Below are 18,703 nucleotides of genomic sequence, written 5' to 3' on the forward strand. Positions count from 1 at the left end.
AATGCATACTATAGATATGGATCTGGTAGAAATGACCTTAGACGTCATGAAATATACTATAGATCGTATCTCAAATATAACCCCAGAACTTGGGTCGCCTAAAAAAGAAGAAGAACTGCTAAGTCTGGTTGGAGAGACAGTTACTCCAGATGGTATAGGCGGAGAAAATGCTTTTAAGCTATTTAGAGACGTATTGGTTAAGGCTACAGTGCCCATAGATCATCCAAGGCATTTAGCATTTGTACCTGCAGCACCTACCAGGGCAGCTATCATGTTCGATCTTGTAACTTCTGCTTCCAGTATACATGGTGCGTATTGGATGGAAGGTGCCGGTGGTATCTTTTGTGAAAATCAGGCAATGGAGTGGCTAGTGTCTTTAACAGGTATGCCAGAAAAATCTTTTGGGGTTTTTACCAGTGGGGGTACCGCTGCAAATTTATCTGCGATGGTAGCGGCAAGAGAAGATTGGAAAAATAGAAGTGTAGACAATATAGGTCAAAAGGGACTATTATTAACCTCTCATGGGGCACATAGCTCTGTACAGGCTATGGCTAAGGTCATAGATGCTGATTTGATAATGATAGATTGTGAGGGAGATCATCTTACAGGGCAGGAATTGCAGGCTGCTGTAGATGAGCTGGAGCATAAAGATAGAAAAAGACTTTTTGCTGTTGTGGCTACAGGAGGAACTACAAATGCAGGAATTATAGATGATCTAGATACTATAGCAGAAGTATGTGAGCGAGAGAACGTATGGTTTCATGTAGATTGTGCTTATGGGGGAGGAGCTTTGGCTGCACCATCTGTTAGAAATTTGTTCAATGGGATAGAAAAAGCAGATAGTGTTACCATAGACCCACATAAATGGTTATTCTCACCTTACGATTGCGGTGCGATCATTTATAAGAATATGGAATTGGCAAAGAATGCCCATTCTCAAAAAGGTTCTTATTTAGAGATCTTTAAAGATGAAGGTGCTCATGGATTTAACCCTGCAGATTATCAAATTCAGCTTACAAGACGCTTAAGAGGAATGCCATTATGGTTTTCTCTAGCCATGCATGGAACCGATAAATATCGCGACTCTATAGAACGCGGAATTGAATTGGCAAAACTGGCAGAGAAAAAGATCGAGCAAAGTCCTTATTTAGAAATGGTAAGACCATCAAGTTTATCTGTGGTATTATTCCGAAGAAAAGGATGGACTCCAGAACAATATACAGATTGGACCTACAAGAATCATAGAGAAGGAATTGCACTGGTTACACCTACAAAATGGCAGAAAGAAACAGTTTCTAGATTCTGTTTTATAAATCCGGACACTACGGAAGAGGATATAGATATTATTTTAAAAACGCTGGAGTAATAAACTTCTGGGTTGCGCAATAAAAAAAGCTGTTTAGAACTTAAGGTCTAAACAGCTTTTTAATTTTAATAGGACTAAAATTTATTTTGCAGCAGCAGGTGTTTTTTCTGCTTTATCTACCAACGGGCGCTCTGCTCTGTTAGCAACTTCCCAAGCGGTAAGAAATACCAGTTTAGCACGTTTTGCCAGAAGATCATATTGGATCTTGTCTGGAGTATCTGTCATTTTGTGATAATCTGCATGAACTCCATTAAAGTAAAAGATAATTGGAACATTGTTCTTAGCAAAGTTGTAGTGATCGCTTCTGTAATAAAAACGATTTGGATCATTCTCATCATTAAAAGTATAATCTAGCTCCATGTTAAGATATTTATTATTCATCTCTTCGCTTAGGTTATGTAAGTCAGAACTTAATTTATCACTTCCAATAAGGTACACGTAGTTCTCATTACCTTCATGACCAACATCAGATCTTCCAATCATATCGATGTTTAGGTTGGCAACCGTTTGAGCTAATGGAAAGATAGGGTTATCTGTATAGAACTTAGATCCAATAAGGCCCTTTTCTTCTCCAGTATTGTTTAAGAAAAGAATAGATCTCTTTGGAGCGTATCCATCTTCTTTAGCTTTCATAAAAGCTTCAGCTATCTCCAATACAGCTACAGTTCCAGAACCATCATCATCTGCTCCATTATAGATGTTTCCATCCTTATCTATCCCCACGTGGTCATAGTGAGAAGAGATTACTAGAATTTCATCTGGCATTTCACTACCTTCTATAAAGGCAACAACATTTTCAGATGGTTTTACTGTTCCTCTAAAAGCAGAAGAAGGAACTTCCTGATAATAATCATCTCCACCAAGGGGAGAAGGGATGTTTAATTTCTTGTAATAATATTTTAGATATTGTGCAGCTTTCTTTTGTCCTGGCTCTCCGGTTTCACGACCTTCAAATTCATCGCTAGCAAAAGTATAAAGGTGCGTTTTTAGATCTTGGGCAGTAATGGTGTTGGTGTATTTCATTACATCTGCCTGCTCTACATTTTTTTGGTGTTGAGCGCCACAGCTTACTAAACCAATGGTAAGTGCGCATAAAAATATTCTCTTCATAAAATAAGTTGTAATTAATAAGAGTAGCAAGATACTAGATTTGTAGAAAATTGTAGGGAATGTTATTAAATATAATTTTAAGGCGGTGTTAAATATGGGGCAGTAGAATGAAGCCTACTATTTGTAGCTTACTGATATTCAGTTATTTTTTAAAATGCGAGCGTCAAGGCTTAAAAAAAAATAAAAAAAGCTTTAAAAAAGTTGTTGAAATATGAAAAAGCTTTCTATATTTGCACCCGCAATCAAGGAATACTTGATGAGACACTCGGAGAATTGGCAGAGTGGTCGAATGCGGCAGTCTTGAAAACTGTTGAGGGTTACACCTCCGGGGGTTCGAATCCCTCATTCTCCGCATAAAGCCCCGTAAACGTACTGTTTACGGGGCTTCGTTTTTTTAGGTGTCGAATTAGGTGTTGTTTGTGCCTATTTTAAAAACGATAGTGTTTATTCAAAATTCAATAAATTTAAAATAGTAGTTCCAATAGTTTGAGATAACTCTCTTTTATCATCTAATACAGAGACATATCCCATTTTACATTGATGGTCGATTTTTAAAGTTCCTTCATTACTATGAATAGAATAATCATCAGTTTCGTAAACCTTAAATTTGTTTTCTATATAATTTCCTGGATATAATAATAGTGCTTTTTCTGCATCCCAAAACCGGCAATACGTGTACATCTGGCGTAAATCAGAGACAGAAGCAGAGCTTTTTAATGGCCGTTTCCATTTTGTATCTATAATAAATGTTTTCCCTCCTTTACGCAGAACAATGTCTGGCCGTAAACTATTATTGCCCCAGAACGATTTAGATTCCTGACCTGTAACCTTAATATCTGTTCCTTCACATGCTTTTCTTAGTTGCTTTAGAATAAAGGTTTCCCATAATTCATTCATGTCGAACAATAGTGATAACATTTTCTCTTTACCACTAGATATATCTGGGGAATAGTTCAAAATAATCAGTCTTGCTAATTCTAAAGCAGAACTATATCCATTAGTTTTTCGGTTTAATTGAATTGCATTTAACTGTTTCGCTGTAAATGATTTATTATCTACTTCAGGGAAATTTAATTGAACTCTATTAGTTAGGTCCTGTAGTCTAGATCCTTTTGTGAATAGACTCATAATATTTAAAGCTTTTTGTAATACTTGATGCAAAAAGTGATTACTGTTATAAACTTGATGAGTATTATAAAAACGCTCCTTGTGAACGATATTATGTCTTATATGTCCTGCAAATTCTAACTTACCTTTTAAAGATTTTGTATTATGAGTTTGTTTCCTATATTGTTTTATTAAACCTTTTCTCACCAAGTTTTCTACTTCCAGAAGATATAACTCAAAATAAACTTCTAATAGGTTTAAATGTTTCCTTTTTACGTGAGCTGCACCGGAGGATTCTGCCTTAAGTTTACCACATGCCTTTAGCATTTTTAAAAGTACATTCTGCCACTTATTATCCTCATCGTCTTTATCTGCTTTCGGATTGATCTGAATGGTTAAACCATCCACTTGAATAACGCCAACATACTGATTGAACTTTATACCTTTTGCAATAGGTTCAAAGTAATTACCATCATGGTATTCGTTTAATTTTAAAAGCGCCTCTAAATGAATTTGTTTAAAACCAAATTGACCAACATATAAACGTTGATGTTCAAATACAGATATGTTATTATGAGTTGTCAATTAGCTCGTAGTAATTTCCTTTGAACCAAGTAATAATTCAATTGCATCCATAACATTAACAGCATTGACTTTTTTAAGTTTATAGCTGGAAATTTTGAAATCGCTTGCATTTTCATAATCAAAACTGGCAAAATCTATATTGTCGTTTTTAATTTTTTCAACAAAGCCTTTTCCTAATACTAAACCAATTTTACCGTAATCACCGTAAAAATACTCTTGTAGTAGTGGAACAATTTTATTATTAAATGCACTTGCTAATTTCTGTTCCGAATCGACATTAACAAGAAAGGAGTGCCCAATGGTATGATCTCTATCAATTAATAATTCTATACGTTCGTTAATTGTTTGCAAAACTTTAGATAGCTGAATATCTCCCACAGACTCCTCTTTAATAACATTATAATCTGGCATCATTTCTTTGAACTCAAATCGTCTGCGCAATGCTGTGTCTAAAGCCTCAACGCTTCTATCTGCAGTGTTCATGGTGCCATAAATGTCAAGATTTGACGGTACACTAAATTCTTTTTTAGAGTAAGGTAATATTATACTCATTTCATTTTTAGCGCCTTTACGTTTATCTATTTCAATTAGTGTAATCAATTCGCCGAAAATTGCAGAGACATTCCCTCTATTAATTTCATCTATAAAAATAGCATATTTTCTGTCTGGATCGTTTTTAGCTCTTGTACTTAATTTTTTAAAAACGCCATCTTCTATGGTGTAACCTAAATCTTTAGTTTCTTCCAATTCTGTATCTATTGCTGGAATTATAGGCTTTATACCTTCTATAAAATCTTCATAAGCAAAAGATTGATGAAAGGTTACGAAGTCAAAATGTTTGATAATTTTATCTGGATCCGGGTCATAATTTTCAACAGAATCTTTTATGTCGTATAATTCGGGAACAAGTTCATTAACTTGTTCTTCTAATATTTCCCAGTAAGAATCTTCGGTTTTTTCAAATATCAATGGTTGTTGTCTATTGGTAACTTTCACAAATTCACATTCGTTAACCGTATGGCTTTGCAGCTGTCCCCATAGGGTTGGTCGTATAGTGTTCGAATTAGATAAACTTGCTTTTTTCTGCACCCATTTGTGTTCAAAAATATCAGACACCTTGGCTTTATTCAAGTCTAATAAGGCTATGGCTATAACCTGCCACCAAGAACATTTATTAACAACCGCTTCAAAATGTTGTTCTTCAGTAATTGAAGTTTCCAGAGATGTGTATTTTTCAAATAACTGATCCTTTAAATAAAATGTTTTACCTGTGCCCGGTGGGCCATAGAAGATTTGATTTAGAGAATCTTGAAATTTAAGTTTAGTATCTTTCTTACCATCTTCTGGCTGAATATCCTCGAGTGTGGTGCTTAGAAATTCTTTATAATGGGAAAGTGAAGCGCTAAATCTATTGTGCTGTTTTGCATTTGTACTTTTATATTCTTGAGACTGAATGATTTTACCATAAAAAGTTTTGAAATCCTTTAAATTATTTAATTGATATATGGACTTGGTCAAAAAGCCCTCATCATTAGCCAATTTTTCTATAGATCTCATTGCTGAAAGATAGGTTTTAACTGTTCCTTCTTTTACTCTAGACTTTAAAAACTCTTCAAATTTAGCATCCATGTTATCTTGTTTAAATTCTATATTAAAAAAAGTTTTAAAAAGTAGTTTATTGGCCTCCTCAAGTTCAGAATTATCAATTGGCCAACAAGTGACATTCGTGTTAGGTAGCCAGTATTTCCCTTTTCCTTTGAAACTCCCTTGCTTATTAGCTATGATAACAGGTTCAAAACTCCTCTCAAGCCAACCTTTGTCGCGCAAATTGTTAAAGCTTGCTGGCTGGGATTCAGATGTAATTTTGCCTATTAGCTTAAGGTTTTTATTACTATGTGTTAAATAGAAATAGTCCCCTATTATTAATTGATCTGTGAAAATATCAGCCTGTGAAATAGGCGACCTCCCTTTTGGCTTTGTTTGAGAGTGTACCAAAACTAATTTTTCATTGATTGCTTTGTCTATCAATTCATCACTGAAATAATCCTTTCCCATTGAGATTTTGAAAACCTTCTGACCATTTAATATAATCACATTATTGTTAAAATCTCCATCAATAAATTGCGACCTATACCCACTATCAAAAACAGCTTTTCTAAAAGCACTGTTATCATAAGATTTAGCTTCTGTATGATTGTCTCTTTCAATCTCAGATTCTACAGCATCTTTAATTGCTTCATAATGTTCTAGAACCTCATGTTTATTTGCATTGTGATATAGGAAAGCGTTATCTGGAGCAGTAAAAGTTTCTTTCTCAAAGTCTTTCAAAACATAAGTATCAGGAGTAATAAATCGAAATTTATCCTTAATTATAGCAAGACAGTATCGCTTTCCAACCTGAAAACTGAGTCGGTTTCTAGCCACGCTAAAAACGAAATTTTCTGCGTCCTGAAAATCTAAATCATCTTTTAGTTTATCGAGTGTTTCAAAAAATGAGACTAATGATAAACTATTTAATTTTTTAAGTACTTTTTTAAACTCTTTCTCATCGTTCAATAAAATAAAATTGATGTCGGAATTTAATTGTAACCATTCATCTTTTATTTCTTTTGTTTGTTCAAGATATTCTTGCCAACTATCATAGCGTAAATCTTGATTCTTAAATTCTTGTTTGGTTAGATTATGGCCTTTATGGATACCACCAAGAAGACCCTTTTTATCTATGTTTATGAATATTTGATAAGCATATTGCACACTAGGCGCAGATTCTGGTAATATTGCAAGCCATATCCAATCTGTCCCATAGTTGTTTGATCCTTGAAAACTAACAACATGCTTAGTTACATTTTCTAAATTATTCACACTTATTATCTCATCTGCCAATTGGTTTAGTTGAGTTTTTACTTCACTATTATCTGAAGTATTATAAATAAAGGGAAATAAAATATTAAAAGAATGTTTCCAATTCGGGAACATTCCAATTTTGCTTTTTTTATAGTTTATTAAGCCTTGTTTGACTGAATCATTCAGAATATAATAATCGGAAACATCTCTATTTTCAAGTGCATGTTTTAATTGGTCTATTATATTTTTATTTACAATGGTTCCTATTTGAAGCTCGTTGGCTATTAAAAAGCGTAAGGTATTTACTGGTGAAAAATCTATTTCTGGTTTATATTGAGCTATAACTTCTTCTAAATTATCATGATTAGAATTTAAAAAGTCAAAGAGGGCAGTTTCGTTTTCCTTTAGGTTATTTAGGAAGCTTGCTTTCTGTTGAATGTTTTCTATAATGGTCATCAATTTTTTTTAATATGATTAAGAAGTTACTGCCTCAGTATCGGTGTAGAAAATATTACTTTTGAAAATTTTCATTTTTATAGATAATTATCTTTTATAATAAATATACTTCTTTATTATGCCAGTTGAGATATTCTATAGAAGGATACCAAGCTAATTTTTTAGGTAAGGAAATCTGAGTGCCTTCAAATTGAGATAATGAAAAGGAGGACTCATTTTCAGAAACCGAAGGGGAAACCCGGACAATATAATCACTATTAACAGTGATTAACCCTCTGTCAAAAGCCCGATGAAGATTTGGAGCGAGGGCTATTCCGTTAGTAATGGTATCATCATGAGATAGGCTAAATGGGTATATATGACAGGCATCAACCATCTGCACATTATGTGTAGAAGTAATATTCATTCCAGAAATAGCGCAGGTGAAATTATAAATTTTCGGAACCGTCTTTTTGAATAAACCGCCACGAACAAATATCTCCTCCTCAAATTGCTCTTGTTTCATAGTATTCTTTAAAGCCATTAACTTCTCACGGTATTCTTTGCTATCAGTATTCTGTATTTCATATTCTATTTGTGATTCTTCGAGATTGACATTGTATTCCAAAAAATCTTTATAATTCTGCGGAAAATATTTGGATAGAAGAGCTGTCTCTAGAATGCTCCTGGAATATGGCTGAGTTAAAAGATAAAATAGGTCATTATCAATTTCAGCAAATGCCACATTTTCCTTTAAGTTTTTAAAACTTTTTATGCTTTTTGACTTGGTGATACTTATACGGCCGTCAGGTTTTTCGACAAGATACCAAAAAGGTTCCGAGCGCATATGGAAGTAAGGCAGGGCAAAGTTTTCGGTATGTTCAGTTCTAACTAGCTTTTTCCAGATATTCCGAAATTCTAATACAAGAGCAGATGTTATAAAAATCTTATTATTTAATATCTCTTGCTTTTTAATAAGACTTATAATACTCAATAATAAGATGAGTTTATGAGGTGCTTTCCCCATCCCACGACTTGTTCCTCTGTTTAAGTTATAGAAGTTGGTAATATATTTTGAGATTAATTTTTCGTCCATATTGTAATAGAAATAAGTTCAGCTTTAATATCAGATTACTTTTTATATAACTGTTTAGAATTATGTAGCCTTTATTCAGGACGGGTCAGTATTTGGTACAACGGTCTTGGTTAAGGGAAGTAGCGTGTATTAGGGGTACGTTGTTTTCAGCTTTGTTTTTGTTACTTGGTTTCTAAAATAGTACTTTTCACATGATAGCCCGCTATTTGCGCTTAACCGATGTTTTGAAAAGTTCCTTTAACGGAATAAAGTATTAGATGACTTGTCGCTTACTTAATAAGGCTCCAAGTTTATTTGCTATAATATGATCTTCGGTTATTAATCCAAGAATTGCCATAGTTAATGAAGATGTAGATCGTAATTCTTCATCAACTCTCTTTCGTCCCCAATTTTTATCTCTTGTTAAAGACTCGGAATGTGCGATTCTAGCGACCATTGCCTGTCCGTATACATCCTGTATTGTGGATTGTACTTTTTCTTCAAAATGATCTGGATATTTGTCTTGCCAATACTTTACAACTTCTTCAAATACTTGAAAATTACTGTTTAGGAGAACAGTTCCATTTGGTTCCTGAGCACTTGGCTTTAACCATGCTGCTGCTGTTCCTTCTTCTACATCTTCCTCTCTTACCCATCGGTAATCGGGAATACCTCGTGGTGCATTCGATGGATTAGCCTTGTTTTTACCTGAATCAAATGAGCCTGAATTAGTGTTTTTTGCTTTAGGTACGTTTAAAGCCGTATTTTTTTTTGTTTTAGTACTACTATTTGGGTCATCATCAGAAGGTTTAAAAAGATTTAAAGTTTGGGTTTTTGAAATATTATCTTTTCCATCATCGGATATTTTAAATATTTTTTGATTCCAACGTCTACTAAATCTTTCCGATAATTTTTGTCTCCACTTCGAATCTTCGATAGTTCCTGATGTGGAATTTATTGATTTCTTCAACGCTTCAATAATTTCATTTGGTAAGTTATTTGAAAATTCTTCACCCCATTCAGCCCAAGGCAAAGGCTCTCCAGCTCTTTTACTACCCATTATTTTAAGGGCGTTTCTTGCTGTATCTGGGTAAACACCAAAATTTTTATTTAATACTGGTGGTTTTGCAATAATGGTTAAGTTTTCTCGAACTTTATTCGAAGAGATTCCAAAGCTTCGGAAGGTTGAATGATGTGTCTTGACATCATATAGTTCGTTATCGTACAAAGCTGCGATATATCCTTTACCAAGCGCCATGGCAGAAATATTTGGTCTTTCACCTTCCCATAGATACCAAAATAGACTAGTTCCATCTTTAAGATTGACTATTCCATTTGATTTTATTTTACCGTTTTTATAATCTTCAAATACTAAATGATATTTAGCACCTTTTACTTTTCTTCTGTTATATCTATAATCAACTGATCCATCAGTAGGTTGTTTTCCTATCGAAGCTTCGCCAATTGATTTAGGTAAATTTTCTTTCTTCTGAGATCTTAACTCTTGTACATAAAAATTTACATTTTCAGGTATTTCCCAAACTCTTTTATTTAAATATGATGATATTCCTTTCAATATAAAAGATTCATCACTTGTTTTTCGCATAAATGTATCTTAATTCCCAGTTTTACCTAAACATATTATTACTGTCCCATGAGATATAATCCATTCAGGTTTTATTTTACGCCAGTCTATTCCAAATTCTTCATCGTTAAATGGTTCAACAACACTATTATATTCACCTTCTAGTGTTTTAAACTGTCGAGCACCATATTCACCAGATTGTGGATCCTGACACAGCCATAACATTACTCCATCTGGATCATTTTCCGTCCATGATAAGACAACTAGGCCTTTTTGGTTCCATGGAAGAGTTGATGTTTTTGCACCAATGCCATAATTTTCATGAGCATCACCAATTGGTTTTCCACCACCCCCAAAAGTGTTTAAAAACGCTTCTATCTGTTCTGCATTCATTCCTTTACCATTATCTGCAACCATCAACCTATAAACACCATGTCTTTCCACACCTTGCCACTCTGGTTGAAATTCAATACTTTTTGCACCAGCTTCTACTGCATTTTTATAGAACTCTCTTACAAATTGCATTTCACTTCCTTCACGATAAGCTCTTTCAATAAGATATTGTACCCCTCCAACACCCATTTTTGAAATGTGTAAATTCGATTTCATAGTATTATAATTTAAAAGGTTTGTCTTCTTTATCAGATTCAGTAGTAAATCTTTGCTTTGTACTCTTTAATTCCTGTTGTAACGCATAAAAAATTTTATCTATTTCCTTAGAATCATATTTATAATTCCTTTTATTAGATAGGTTGCCAAGTAAGCGAATAAGTTTGATAATTTTATTAACTCTATTTTCCGCTATTCTTTTAAATTTTTGTTCTTTTTTTTCGCCCAAAATAAAATATATTAGTACTACATTTTTCAAATATAGTACTTTAAAATTTATTTATTCAGACATAATGCTCTACAGTTGATCAATTTAAAGAATAAATAGATAATGAGCATTTAAATATTGATAATTGGTAATAAAATATTCTTAGCTTTCAAAACGATCTTGGTTAAGGCAAATAGTGTGGAGTAGGGATTCAAACTTGTCGGTTTGTGAATTTTCTTACTTATGTTACTATATTACACATTTTCGATAAAATCCGTTATTTGTGATAACCGTTGTTTGCTCCAGTTTTATTCTATCCAATCTATTTCGTCGAATAGTGATGAGCTGTTACTTTCTAGTTCAAATTTCCTTGAATTTACTAAGTACAGAATCTTTTTGGTCCTGGTCAAAGCAACATATTTTAAATTTCTTTCTTGCATACGTTCCCATTCTTTCTGGTCATCACGGTACAATGGCAACAGATCAAAATCTAATATAAAGATAGTTTCATTCTCCAGTCCTTTTGCCCGATGGATGGTTGATAACTTAACTGCATCTTCACTGCTTGAAATGAGATTCTCAATTTTTTTTAGTAGTTCATTGATATTATCAACTTCAATATGTCTTGAGAGTTGTTTTTTCACCAAATCTAACTTTGCATCTAGTAATTCAATTTCTCTAACTACATAAATTTCTCTATCTTCTAGATCATCAATATCTTTTGAATTTTTCTCTATAAAATATATATTTCTACCTCTAGCGTCTTCTAATATTGGTTCAATATTTTCTTGACGTAATTCTTCTTTTGAAAATAGAAATCTAATACTATTTAGAATATCTTTTACATCATCCTCATGAACTTCTACCTTAATTTCTTTATTTAGTAGAACAAATAACAGATCTAGAAGAGGAGTTTTTAATCTCGATATTATTAGGTTGCCTTTTTTTACTTTTTCAACTACCTCCTCAAAATCAATTTTTTCTATAATTCCGATTTTGTCTTGATAAGGGTAGATGTCTTCTCTAAAGTTTTGTGCTAGCTCGATAACATCATTGGGACACCTAAAACATTTCGATAAACTTAACCTTACGGTATTAGGAATTCCTTTTAATCTGTTATATGATTCAATATCAGCTCCGGCAAATCCATAAATTGATTGAAATGGGTCACCTACAGATAATATTCTTCCATCTTTTTTAACATACTTTAACGCTACTGCAATTTGAGAATTTGAGAGATCTTGGCATTCATCCACAAATAATAAGTCAAATTTTCTTACTGGATATAATTTCCATAAATATGGAAGATAGAGCATATCCGTATAGTCAATTAGACTTTGCCTTGTTGCAAATTCAATACCTTTATTTAATATGTATTTATTTATCTCATAATAGCATTGAAGTTCCTTATCAAATGTTTTCGAAGAGGTTTTGAATTCTCCAAAAATATTGAAGTGAATTATTACATTTTTAAATTCTTCAAAGGAATCTTTTGTCAGAGTTAACCGATATTTATTAATTATATCTAATAATACATTTTTAATAAAATACAGATATTTTTTTAGTTGTTCTTTTTCAGTTTTATCTGTCGGAGCTGGGTCAATCTGATTGATCTTTAATAAAGAATTGATTAGATTTTCGGGATTGACTTTAATAACTTCATCAATAATCTTATTAAACTTCTTATTATCTAGATTATATTTTAATTTAGAGTTAGACTTTAGAATGTCATATCCAAGTGCATGCATTGTTTTTACAACAATTCTATCTAATTGTTTTTCTATGAATTTATTTTGAATTTCTTTCCTGATACTTCTGTTAAAAGCACAAAAAAGAATATTATTTTTCGGATTTATAAGGCTAGCACTTTCAATTATTGTAGTTGTCTTTCCCGATCCAGCAACAGCATCAATAATCCCATGGTTTGAATCAAATTTTACGAAATTAAAAACCTTTTTTTGTTCTTCTGTGAATTTCATTATTTAAAATTGGTGCCAGCTAGTTATATCATAAAACACTCATACTTTCATCCCAAAATTAATTGGGATAAAAACCATTAATCACATAAAAATGAGTTGAATTCTAATAGGGTAGGGGCACTAAGAATTTTCAATCTCAAACTTAGCATATTTCTTTAAAGAAATTGAGGGTTTTCTTTGTTGAATTGGGAGATTTATCAACAATTGCCAAGAAACAACAGGTTTTAGTGGATAAGTATCAGATTTTAAATCAAATATAATTTTATAAAAGAACTAAGTTTGGAAGGAATTATTATTTTTTTTAATCCACTAACTCTTATAGGTACATAAACAAAAAAAGCATGATCTATTTCCTCTATACATAATCCACATTCCCACTATCTAAATTCCTTTTCCGATTAAGTCTATAGGCAGCTAATTCTAACTCTTTTGCAACGCCTTAGTCTAGGCAGCAAATATTGTCTTAATAAAAATAGGGTTCGCATTTAAGCCAATAATAGCCGCAAAAAAACATTTAATCAATAGCACTATAAAAGTCAAGCGAATTTAATTCGGATTCTGAAATTGGATGGTCTGGCAAATTTTCCAATGGTAACAAACTTATAGATCTTTATGTTATTTTTGAAGGATCTTCCCAGTATTTTATTGGAAATTCAGATCTCATATTATGGTCCTTATCTACAAAAGAAATTCCATTGAGAATTTGCGTCGCTTTGCCTTTCCGCTTTTTTTAAAAAGTTCTCTGGTACTAAAGTCAAAGCAAATATCTGGATGAAGTTTTTACGCTAAATTTGCCGCTACTTAATACAATATGAAAAGAGCTTTAGTAAGATATAGAAAAAGTACTTTTGGAACGTATATTACTCGCAATCAAAAGTACGCTCCCATTCTTTTTTTTATAGGTGGATTTATTTTTGATACGTTGACCTTAGGTCGAATAGATCGTGTTTATGATACAGTTGTACTTTGCTCGCATATGACCTTAGTATCCATAACGCTTTATTTATATAATACAGTGAATAATGATAAGTGGGAAGGCACTTTTATAAGACGTTATTCAGAATATTTTCCGCTTGCTATACAGTTCTTCTTTGGCGCACTTTCAAGTGCTTTTGTTATCTATTTTTTTAGAAGTGTGTCCATGTCAAAAACTATGTTTTTTTTCATACTGCTGGTGCTGCTCCTATTTGCAAACGAGTTTCTTAAAAAGAAGATCTCCAATAAATACCTTCAGTTTAGTGTTTATTTTTTTATAAGTTTCACCTTTTTCACCTTTATGATCCCTACGCTCATAAGGCAAATGAATACCTTTATCTTTATCATTTCCGGGCTTGTTAGTTTGTGGTCTACGCTAGCACTCATCAGGTTTATTTACAAGTCAAGCCCAAGCACAAGAGCTGAGATAAGTCTAAAAAAACTGATGGGAATTATCTTTTCTATATATATCACAATTAATGTTTTTTACTATTTCAATCTTATTCCACCAGTGCCGCTAGCGCTAGATACCGGGTTGGTGGCTCATGATGTGCAGAAAATTAATAATGAATACATTGTTACTTACGAGAAGGATGAATGGTTTGTATTTTGGCGAAAACATAATATCAATTTTCATCGTCAGGAAAATCAAAGAGTTTATGTGTTCACTTCTGTTTTTGCACCTACAGATTTAAAAAAGTCTATTTTTCATAGATGGAAATGGTTTAATCCCAATACCGGGGATTGGGAAGTTACAGATGACCTTGGCTTTGAAGTTGCCGGTGGGCGTGATCGAGGTTTCCGTGGATATACTTATAAAAGCAATCTTAAAGAAGGTCAATGGAAAGTGGATGTAATTACAGAAGAGGAACTGGTTCTGGGTGTTGTGGATTTTGTGATTAAAAACACTTCTGAACCGTATAAAGAAGGGATGGTAAAGAGATCATTTTAAAAACTTTTTCCAACTTCTAATAGAGATATACGTATACTATCATTATTGAAAATCTTTTAAACTAGTTCTTTTATATCCTTTAGAGAACGAATTATCATCCCATCCTTTCATCCATTTGCTAAAAAAATACACGAGTGTTGGGACTGGCAAAATAAACGAGTTAATGGAGATAAATTAAACCTGGAAATAGGAAGAACTAACTTATGTTGGTTTATTAAGGAAGAGGATTGTCATTAATATTCTTGTAAGTGATATTTCCAATTTCAGATCTAAAATAATGTCTTTCTACTAATTGTTTAATTTCCAGTTTCACAAAACGCATCAGAATTACTAATTTTAGCAAAAATGATCTTTTTGAGGTCTTAGCGTTTTACTTCTCTATAATTTTCATCTGAATAAAGCTAAGATCATAACTAAGGTTAATTAAGAATACATAAGATCTACAAAAGCTTATTTCATGGATACATCTTCTTTAAAAAATAATTCTGTAAAAAAGAGCAAAGCTCCACTGTACGTTTCTCTTGGGATCTTGGTATTATTAGTAGCTTCTTACTTCTTAATCCCCGCAGTTAATCAATTCTTAAATGAAGCATGGAGCGTACTCACCAGCAACGATAATGAAAGGATAAGGAAATGGGTAGGAGATTTTGGATGGTTCGGACCTTTAATGCTAGTGGTGAGCATGGTAGCTCAAATGTTTCTTATCATTATTCCTTCTGTGGCCTTGATGGTAGTTTCCATATTAGCGTATGGGCCAATTTGGGGTAGTTTAATTGTTTTATTGGCCATATTTACCGCTTCTTCCATTGGTTATTGGATAGGAAGATATTTTGGTCCTATGATCGTAGAACGATTAATAGGGCATAAATCTGAAAAGAAGATCGCTAGTTTTCTGGATGATTATGGATTTTGGGCAATAATAGTTACTCGTATAAATCCATTTCTTTCTAATGATGCCATAAGTTTTGTAGCCGGCATCTTAAAAATGGGATATTGGAAATTTATAGGTGCTACCATTGTAGGTATCATTCCGCTTACCATCTTTATTGCTATCATAGGAAAAAGCACCGCTACGTTAGAGAGCGGATTGCTATGGGGCTCTATAGTAAGTCTTGTTATCTTTGGTGGATATGTTTACTGGGATAAAAAAATTAGAGATAAATAAAATAGTGAGATTAGCTAGGTTGCTTTTTTGAAGTATCTTTTATCACCACCGTTCTGTAAGGAAATGGAATCTCTATTCCTTCACTATCAAAACGATTTTTAATACTCTCTAAAACATCGCACTTTAGCTGAAAAGAATCACCAAAACTTTTACTCCAGGCCCAGGCTCTTACAGTTATTGAAGAATCATTCATTCTAATTACAGCGGTTTTTACCATAGGTTTCGCATCATCATTCTTTTCCCATTCAGTTCGATTGTCTAAAATTAGTGGATGCGCTTCACATTCTTCCTGCATAATTTTCTTGGCAAGAACAATATTGCTATCGTACGATATTCCTATTTCTACATGTTCACAGCATTTAAGTTCACCCAGGTCATAATTAACCAGTTTTTCTTTATTTATTATGGAATTTGGGATCACTATCATCTTATTTTCAAAATTTCTAATGATGGTATGCCTCAAAGTTATATCTATCACTATTCCAACCATACTATCTGTGATCTTAATGGTATCTCCAATCTTAAAAGGTTTAAATGAAATTATAAAGACACCTCCAACCAAATTTGCCAGTGCTTCCTGAGAAGCAACCCCTGCAATTAGTGCAATTACACCTGCACCTCCTAAGGCGGTTTGAGCAACTCCCTTTAACGATGGATATGCCAAAAGGCCAAATAATATTCCCACAAAATAGACACCGAAAACTGCGATATACCGCAAAAATTTAAAACTGGTAGGATCATTTTGATTTGCGATCTTCTTTCTGATACTTTTCCTGAACCATAAATTAGTGCTTGAAGCAGCCACAATGGTGATCACTGCCAAAAAACCAAGGTAGAGCACTATATTGAAGTTTTTGGTGAGAACTGCATATTTCTCTTCTTCTACAAACAGAAAGCTAAGTGCAATAAGTCCTAAAACCAGCCATAATGCATTTAGCACCTGCTTTACTAGATTTAATGGAGTGGCTCTTTCTTCCGGAAATTTTTCCTGTTCTTTCTTTACTAACCACTTATGAATAAAATTGGTTACAAAGTGTAATACTATAACGCTTATAACTACAGTAACGGCATAAATTATTTGTCGTCTATATGTTTCAAAAAGCTCTATCATTTCTATAATTCTTGAGGATTGAAATTTACCAATCTAATTAGCACTAAGGGTAAACTAGCAAAATTGAACAATGTAAGTTCTTTAATCATATTAGATCAAATATTGATGAACTCTAAATTAAACATTTCGCATCAAATTCTACTTTAGATTTCTAGGCGACATTATTGTTGCAAAGGTATCAATATCTAGCAGATCTCATGGAAGTAGTTATAGGGAGAGGTGTATGTGTTGAGAATAGTTATAATTCTGATGAATTTGTTCTGTTATTTTAAATTCTGAATTTATTGGATAGTTGTGTTCTTAAATCTTAACATGGTTTAGCAAACTAATGAACAAAGAAATACCGGATAGCAACCTCTAAAGTTTAAGGTGGCTATCCGGTATTATTTATAATTTGGTAATAGGTAGTTAAGAATTAAAGGTCTACATCCCATTCATCATTATTGCTATTCTTTCTTAATGGTTCTAGTAAATTCATGAGAACGATCAATATTACCAAAAAACCAATGATATAAAATGCTACCCAATAATTTTCCAGAAAGATCCTGGAATAGAGTTCATCATGAATATAGATGGATCTAATTATTACTGCTAACAATATAAAAATGAGGGTTTTGGTGATGGTTTTCATAATTAACTAGTTTCTAGAATTAATAAAATCTTTTATCTACACAGTTCTTAACTTCAAACTACTACTATCATTTCTTGCGGATTATTATTCTTCTGTTTATTGCGGTGAGCTGTTAATTCTCATATGCTTCTATTCCATTCTGGAGATACTGAAATGCAGATCTTTTGATAGTTCTAACTACCTCAAAATGGGTATCTAGTTTATTTTTAAAGATCAGAAATGAGTTTAAATACGCATTATCACATTGTACATCGTCACATTCTTCAATTCCCTGTAATTTATTTTGAAACTGAATGCAGGTCTTATAATGAAAGTTATTTAGATCTTTTAGTTCATGGAATTGCTTTACTAAGTACTTGGCATCTATGTGATTTGATCTTGTTCTTTCAATTAACGATGATGCTAGTAATAGGAGATAAAAGTTAATTTCTTGCTCCAAAAATTCCAGCTCACTTCGCCATTTACTAACATCATTCTCCATGTTAAGTTTATGAACCTCTTCCTCGTTATGATGCTCCTGAATATTGTTTATCATATCTTTTATTTTTTAAAATAGGTTGTTGAATAACCTTTACAATTTTAATGATGCGCTCACCCACAGGAAACTTCCACCTAATTTCATCTCCTTCGGCATGTCCAAATAGGGCTAGACCTAATGGTGCTAATATGGAGACTTTTTGATCTCTTAGATCTGCATTATCTGGTGTAACTATCTTATAGGTTCTTTCTACATCAAACTCAGATTTTATGGTGACAGTAGAGTTTAATCTTATATTGTCTTCAGGGATCTTATCAGACTTTAGGATCTTTGCAGTTAGCATCTGTTCCTGTAATTTAGAAACAGATGCCTTGTAAATCTCATCTTTGTAATGTCTAGATAGTGCCAAGAGTTCTTTTAAAATATCAAACTCACTTCGCTCTATTATCAATGCTCCGTATTTCATGTTATTAGACATTTTTATTTAT

General features: G+C 32.8%; 16 protein-coding genes and 1 tRNA gene. 4 read left to right on the forward strand and 13 right to left on the reverse strand.

All coding sequences use genetic code 11. The features are described 5' to 3' along the window. Nucleotide 1 precedes the first annotated feature (1 nt). Nucleotides 2-1,366, forward strand: coding sequence for a pyridoxal phosphate-dependent decarboxylase family protein (locus BLT84_RS09475; RefSeq protein ID WP_091268171.1), 1,365 nt, complete (start codon nucleotides 2-4; stop codon nucleotides 1,364-1,366). A gap of 81 nt (nucleotides 1,367-1,447) precedes the next feature. Here the strand turns inward: BLT84_RS09475 and BLT84_RS09480 are convergent, their stop codons facing one another. Further along, a complete protein-coding gene (locus tag BLT84_RS09480) occupies nucleotides 1,448-2,476 on the reverse strand; it encodes a M28 family metallopeptidase (RefSeq protein WP_091264942.1) in 1,029 nt (342 codons plus the stop codon). Nucleotides 2,477-2,743: 267 nt separating this feature from the next. On the opposite strand from BLT84_RS09480, the gene BLT84_RS09485 reads away from it, so the two are divergent. After that, a tRNA-Ser gene (locus BLT84_RS09485) sits at nucleotides 2,744-2,828 on the forward strand. A gap of 92 nt (nucleotides 2,829-2,920) precedes the next feature. Here the strand turns inward: BLT84_RS09485 and BLT84_RS09490 are convergent. The 7 genes from BLT84_RS09490 to BLT84_RS09520 all read right to left on the reverse strand — a co-directional run bounded on the left by BLT84_RS09490 (nucleotide 2,921) and on the right by BLT84_RS09520 (nucleotide 12,903). Continuing rightward, the gene (locus tag BLT84_RS09490) at nucleotides 2,921-4,168 is read right to left on the reverse strand and encodes an McrC family protein (RefSeq protein ID WP_091264946.1); all 1,248 of its coding nucleotides are present in this window, start codon (nucleotides 4,166-4,168) and stop codon (nucleotides 2,921-2,923) included. After that, the gene (locus BLT84_RS16195; RefSeq protein WP_091264953.1) at nucleotides 4,169-7,468 is read right to left on the reverse strand and encodes an McrB family protein; all 3,300 of its coding nucleotides are present in this window, start codon (nucleotides 7,466-7,468) and stop codon (nucleotides 4,169-4,171) included. It lies immediately after the preceding gene. 94 nt (nucleotides 7,469-7,562) lie between these two features. Beyond that, nucleotides 7,563-8,543, reverse strand: a complete 981-nt coding sequence (locus BLT84_RS09500) for an HNH endonuclease (protein ID WP_091264957.1) — start codon at nucleotides 8,541-8,543, stop codon at nucleotides 7,563-7,565. 253 nt (nucleotides 8,544-8,796) lie between these two features. Beyond that, nucleotides 8,797-10,128: a hypothetical protein gene (locus tag BLT84_RS09505; protein ID WP_091264959.1), complete on the reverse strand. Its 1,332-nt coding sequence runs from the start codon at nucleotides 10,126-10,128 to the stop codon at nucleotides 8,797-8,799. 9 nt (nucleotides 10,129-10,137) lie between these two features. Then, nucleotides 10,138-10,716: an ATP-binding protein gene (locus BLT84_RS09510; protein ID WP_091264960.1), complete on the reverse strand. Its 579-nt coding sequence runs from the start codon at nucleotides 10,714-10,716 to the stop codon at nucleotides 10,138-10,140. Between the two features lie 4 nt (nucleotides 10,717-10,720). Next, nucleotides 10,721-10,975, reverse strand: coding sequence for a hypothetical protein (locus BLT84_RS09515; RefSeq protein WP_197676591.1), 255 nt, complete (start codon nucleotides 10,973-10,975; stop codon nucleotides 10,721-10,723). A gap of 257 nt (nucleotides 10,976-11,232) precedes the next feature. Continuing rightward, a complete protein-coding gene (locus tag BLT84_RS09520; protein WP_091264967.1) occupies nucleotides 11,233-12,903 on the reverse strand; it encodes a UvrD-helicase domain-containing protein in 1,671 nt (556 codons plus the stop codon). A gap of 811 nt (nucleotides 12,904-13,714) precedes the next feature. Between BLT84_RS09520 and BLT84_RS09525 the strand changes: the two genes are divergently transcribed. Next, nucleotides 13,715-14,830, forward strand: coding sequence for a DUF2914 domain-containing protein (locus tag BLT84_RS09525; RefSeq protein WP_091264970.1), 1,116 nt, complete (start codon nucleotides 13,715-13,717; stop codon nucleotides 14,828-14,830). 214 nt (nucleotides 14,831-15,044) lie between these two features. On the opposite strand, the gene BLT84_RS16315 is transcribed toward BLT84_RS09525, so the two are convergent. Then, on the reverse strand, nucleotides 15,045-15,173 hold the full coding sequence (locus tag BLT84_RS16315) for a hypothetical protein (protein ID WP_262490130.1): 129 nt from the start codon (nucleotides 15,171-15,173) through the stop codon (nucleotides 15,045-15,047). Between the two features lie 114 nt (nucleotides 15,174-15,287). Here BLT84_RS16315 and BLT84_RS09530 point away from each other — a divergent pair, with 114 nt between their 5' ends. Next, on the forward strand, nucleotides 15,288-15,995 hold the full coding sequence (locus tag BLT84_RS09530; protein WP_034890859.1) for a TVP38/TMEM64 family protein: 708 nt from the start codon (nucleotides 15,288-15,290) through the stop codon (nucleotides 15,993-15,995). Nucleotides 15,996-16,005: 10 nt separating this feature from the next. On the opposite strand, the gene BLT84_RS09535 is transcribed toward BLT84_RS09530, so the two are convergent. The 4 genes from BLT84_RS09535 to BLT84_RS09550 all read right to left on the reverse strand — a co-directional run bounded on the left by BLT84_RS09535 (nucleotide 16,006) and on the right by BLT84_RS09550 (nucleotide 18,693). Beyond that, nucleotides 16,006-17,106, reverse strand: a complete 1,101-nt coding sequence (locus BLT84_RS09535) for a mechanosensitive ion channel family protein (protein ID WP_091264974.1) — start codon at nucleotides 17,104-17,106, stop codon at nucleotides 16,006-16,008. 415 nt (nucleotides 17,107-17,521) lie between these two features. Then, complete coding sequence (locus BLT84_RS09540; RefSeq protein ID WP_091264977.1) at nucleotides 17,522-17,737, reverse strand: hypothetical protein; 216 nt, start codon at nucleotides 17,735-17,737, stop codon at nucleotides 17,522-17,524. A 112-nt stretch (nucleotides 17,738-17,849) separates the two neighbouring features. Next, nucleotides 17,850-18,272, reverse strand: coding sequence for a hypothetical protein (locus BLT84_RS09545; RefSeq protein ID WP_034890868.1), 423 nt, complete (start codon nucleotides 18,270-18,272; stop codon nucleotides 17,850-17,852). Next, on the reverse strand, nucleotides 18,244-18,693 hold the full coding sequence (locus BLT84_RS09550; protein WP_231929279.1) for a GreA/GreB family elongation factor: 450 nt from the start codon (nucleotides 18,691-18,693) through the stop codon (nucleotides 18,244-18,246). The genes BLT84_RS09545 and BLT84_RS09550 overlap by 29 nt, the downstream gene beginning before the upstream one ends. Nucleotides 18,694-18,703: the final 10 nt, after the last annotated feature.

The organism is Gillisia sp. Hel1_33_143 (assembly GCF_900104765.1).
Taxonomy (GTDB): domain Bacteria; phylum Bacteroidota; class Bacteroidia; order Flavobacteriales; family Flavobacteriaceae; genus Gillisia.